Genomic DNA, 3,571 nt, shown 5'->3' with positions numbered 1-3,571 from the left:
GTATCCGGGGCTCACGGGCTACGGCAGCTTGAAGACGACGCTGATCGGCGTCGGGGTCCTCGCCATCTCGATCGTCGCGTACGTCGTCCGCAAGCTGCAGGACAAGGAGCCCCTGCAATGGCGCGATAGGACGCCGGACGTGCCGCCGTCCGAGGCTGCGGTCCCGGTGACCGGAGGCGCCAGCAGCTGAGTGGTGGCCGTGAGCGGGAGAGCGTAATCCTCGATCGGTCGAGCACCGCGAGAAGGAGAGCGGCATGGCGGCTGGAACAAGCGTGGAGCCACACCTATTCAGAACGCTCCCATGGAACAGCGGTGACTGCGATGGTTGACGTCGAGACCAAGCACAGCGAGCTCGTCCGGACGATCCGCTGGACGGACGCGTTCTGGATCGCCTCCGGGGTACCCGCCCTGCTCGTCTTCTCCGTCGGCTATATCGCCGTCCTCGACGGCCCGGTATCCGTCCTCATCTGGTTCGCCTCGGTCCTGATCGGCCTCGCGATGGCGTTCGTCTACGCCGAGATGGCCGGCATGTTCCCCGAGAAGTCCGGCGGCCCGCCGGTCTTCGGCGCCCAAGCATGGAAGCGCTATTTCCGGCCGATCGCCCCGCTCAGCATCTGGGGCTACTGGTTCGCCTGGTCCCCGGTGCTGGCGATCGGCGGGCTGCTCATGGGCAGCTACATCGAGGCGGAGTGGTTTCCCGGCCAGACCTGGTCCGCGGACTGGACGATTACCGCCAGCTTCGGCTTCCACTTCAACTTCGCGTTCGTGGTCGGCGCAGCGATCCTCGTCGGCCTGTTCTGGCTCAATCACTTCGGCATCAAGGAGAGCGCGTGGATGCAGCGCGTGCTCGCGGTCGTGTCGCTCGTTCCGCTTGGCCTGATGATCATCGTCCCCGTCTTCCAGGGAAAGGTGAACCTGTCGAACCTGACGCCGTTCACCGTGCCCAACGCGCACGGCTGGCACGTGTTCGCGCTCATCTGCGCGGGCCTGTTCGTGGCCGCGTGGAGCGCCTACGCCTTCGAGACGGCCGTGGTCTACACCGCAGAGTTCAAGAATCCGCAGCGCGACACGCCGCGGGCGATCTTCGCCTCGGGCGGGCTCTGCCTGTTCTTTTACGGTCTCGGGCCGTTCATTCTCTACGCCGTCGTTGGGGGCAAGGCGATCGAGCAGGATCCCAGCACCGCGCTCGTGCCGCTCGCCAACGCCGTCTTCGGGACGGCGGGCGCCCTGCTGATCGCGCTGCTGCTCGTGGCGCTGCTGCTCTCGGTCAACACCGCGATCCTGGGCTCGTCCCGCACGCTCTACCAGGCCTCGAAAGACTCGTGGACGTTCCGGTTCATGCAGTACACCAGCCGCCGCGGCGTCCCGCTCAAGGCCATGGGGTTCGACGTCATCTTCAACCTTTTCCTGATGATGCTCGGCAACCCGATCTACATTCTTGCCGCCTCGACGGTCGGCTACATGATCTTCAACGTCCTCAACCTCGTCGCCGGCTACCTGCTGCGGAAGGATGCCCCCTCGGCCCAGCGGCCGTACCGGGCGCCGACAACGATGATCCGCCTCGGGGTGGTGCTCGCTGCGGTCAACCTCGTGCTGTTGTTCGTCGGCGCGCCGTCCTGGGGCTGGAGCTACGTCGGGCTGGGATGGCTGATCGTGCTCGCCGGGATCGTGATCTACTACTACCGGGCCTGGAGCGACCGCCGCGGGGCCCCGGAGCGTGTGCCCGTCGGGGCGGCTCCACTGGCCGGAGGGGAAGAGTCATGACCGACGAGGCGCTGCCAGTGGGCGGCGGGACCGAGGCGCCGGAGGCGGACCCGCTTGGCCCGGACGTCCAGTGGGCCAACCTCTCCCCCATGATCGCCTACCTGCTCGTTACCGGCCTGGTGCTCACGCTGGCGGTGTGGAAGAACCTGGCCTGGGCCTACATCCTCGGCCTCCTGCTCACCGTCGTCTGGGTCGCCGGGTTCGTTGTGGACAGGAACCGCCCGCAGCGCTGGTTCCGCTGGTAGCGCGTTACTCGCCGTAGTCCTCGCCCGCACGCCAGACGAGGCAGGAAGCCTGATCGCGCACGGCCCGCCAGGCGCGCCGGAGGAAGCGTCGGCTAAGCCGCGCGGGGTCCGATCCCAGCACGAGCAGCCCGGGACGCCGCTCCGCCGTGAGCTGCAGGAGCGCGACGACGGGGCGCGGGCTTCGCACGAGCAACCGCTCCACGTGCACGCCGAGCGAATGCGCGAGTTCGGCCGGCGCACGAAGCGCAGACTCGATCTCGGGCGGGTCGTCGAGGTGGTCGTAGCCGAACCGCACCGACATGGGCAGCGGCGGCAGCTCGACGACGTTTGCGACGATGAGCGGCTGGCCCTCTTCGAGGGCGGAGGTGACGGCGAGCTCGGCGGCGCCCTGGTCGAAGGGGACGCTGAAGAAGGTGGCAAGGAGAACCGGCCCGCTGTCACCGCGCGACCTGGTATCGGGAGACCGGAGGCGCCCGAGTTGCGTGGTCATGTCACTCGGGATGCAGCTGCCAGCTCGGGAGGTTGCGCACCCGCTGCCTCACCCGGCGGCGCCACCGCGGCATGTAGTACAGGTACCACCCGGCCATGATGACCGGGAACAGCAGCAGAAGCCGCTGCGCCACAAGAAACGCGAGCAGCCCGAACGTTACGCTGAGGACGAGGGCCGCCCCGATCGCGCCGAGCCGGAACCGGCGCATCTCTCGCATGATCCCCCAGTACTCGTCGGCCGGGATCTGACCGGTATTCCACCGGCGGCCACACTTGCAGCGCCACGTCTCCCCGTAGGCGAGGTGGTTGGCTTCGCCACAGTCACACTTCACCGTGATGCGTGCGCCTTTCATTACGGTAATAGTAATGATCGTTGAAGTCGTGCTGCAATGCGAAGAGAGATTCACGGTGCTGGCGCTGGCGGCCGGCGGCCATGAGAAAAGGGGGCCCAGCCCGGCACTTCCTCCGACTGATCCGGTTGACTGAACGGGTTAGGACCTTGGGCGGGTCTTTTTCGGGTCGTAGAACGGGAACGGGACAACCTGGGCGGGGATCCGCTTGCGGTGCCCATCTAGCTTCCCGACCTCGACGGCCGTGCCGATGGCTGAGTACTCCATCGCCATCCGGCACAGCGCAATGTTCTTGCGAAGAATGGGTGACCGGGTCCCACTGGTGATGACGCCGACCTGGGACCGCCCGGCATGGACACAGTCGCCGTGCGCGGCGGCCTCATTGCCCTCGAGTTCCAGCCCGACCAGGGTGCGCTGCGGGGCGGCCTTACGCCGCTCCAGCGCCGCGCGGCCAACGAAGTCGTCCTCCTTCGTCTTCAGGGCGACGGCAAATCCGATTCCCGCCTCGTAGGGATCGACCTGGTCGCAGAACTCATACCCGGCGAAGATCAAGCCCGACTCGATCCGGAGCATGTCCAGCGCATCCAGGCCCAACGGGGTCAGCCCGTGTGCAGAGCCCGCCTCCCATACCGCATCCCACAGCGCGAGCGCGTCCCGGGGATGGCACCACAGTTCGTAGCCGAGCTCACCGGTGTACCCGGTGCGCGAGACGAGCAGCGGCAG

General features: G+C 67.3%; 5 protein-coding genes and 1 pseudogene. 3 read left to right on the top strand and 3 right to left on the bottom strand.

The genetic code is table 11. The features are described from left to right. The 3 genes and pseudogenes from ACTHL9_RS01350 to ACTHL9_RS01340 all read left to right on the top strand — a co-directional run. Positions 1-190: pseudogene (locus tag ACTHL9_RS01350) on the top strand (hypothetical protein); the annotation flags it as partial. 131 nt (positions 191-321) lie between these two features. Then, positions 322-1,764, top strand: a complete 1,443-nt coding sequence (locus ACTHL9_RS01345; protein ID WP_440516828.1) for an APC family permease — start codon at positions 322-324, stop codon at positions 1,762-1,764. Beyond that, positions 1,761-2,009, top strand: a complete 249-nt coding sequence (locus ACTHL9_RS01340; RefSeq protein ID WP_440516827.1) for a hypothetical protein — start codon at positions 1,761-1,763, stop codon at positions 2,007-2,009. Before ACTHL9_RS01345 ends, ACTHL9_RS01340 begins: the two co-directional genes overlap by 4 nt. Positions 2,010-2,013: 4 nt before the next feature. Here ACTHL9_RS01340 and ACTHL9_RS01335 read toward each other — a convergent pair whose 3' ends face one another. From ACTHL9_RS01335 to ACTHL9_RS01325, 3 genes are all read right to left on the bottom strand, one after another. Then, the gene (locus ACTHL9_RS01335; RefSeq protein ID WP_440516826.1) at positions 2,014-2,499 is read right to left on the bottom strand and encodes a universal stress protein; all 486 of its coding nucleotides are present in this window, start codon (positions 2,497-2,499) and stop codon (positions 2,014-2,016) included. A 1-nt stretch (position 2,500) separates the two neighbouring features. Further along, complete coding sequence (locus tag ACTHL9_RS01330) at positions 2,501-2,851, bottom strand: hypothetical protein (RefSeq protein ID WP_440516825.1); 351 nt, start codon at positions 2,849-2,851, stop codon at positions 2,501-2,503. Positions 2,852-2,989: 138 nt separating this feature from the next. After that, on the bottom strand, positions 2,990-3,571 hold a 582-nt coding region (locus ACTHL9_RS01325; protein WP_440516824.1), incomplete at its 5' end, for an aminomethyltransferase family protein.

The organism is Sinomonas sp. (genome assembly GCF_051955515.1).
Taxonomy (GTDB): domain Bacteria; phylum Actinomycetota; class Actinomycetes; order Actinomycetales; family Micrococcaceae; genus Sinomonas.
Note: the sequence above shows the minus strand (reverse complement) of the source record. Positions and strands in the feature narration are given on the sequence as shown.

Excerpts from the sequence above, each read along its gene's own strand:
- ACTHL9_RS01345 (WP_440516828.1), top strand. The coding sequence starts at position 322 with ATGGTTGACGTCGAGACCAAGCACAGCGAGCTCGTCCGGACGATCCGC.
- ACTHL9_RS01340 (WP_440516827.1), top strand. The coding sequence starts at position 1,761 with ATGACCGACGAGGCGCTGCCAGTGGGCGGCGGGACCGAGGCGCCGGAG.
- ACTHL9_RS01335 (WP_440516826.1), bottom strand. The coding sequence starts at position 2,499 with ATGACCACGCAACTCGGGCGCCTCCGGTCTCCCGATACCAGGTCGCGC.
- ACTHL9_RS01330 (WP_440516825.1), bottom strand. The coding sequence starts at position 2,851 with ATGAAAGGCGCACGCATCACGGTGAAGTGTGACTGTGGCGAAGCCAAC.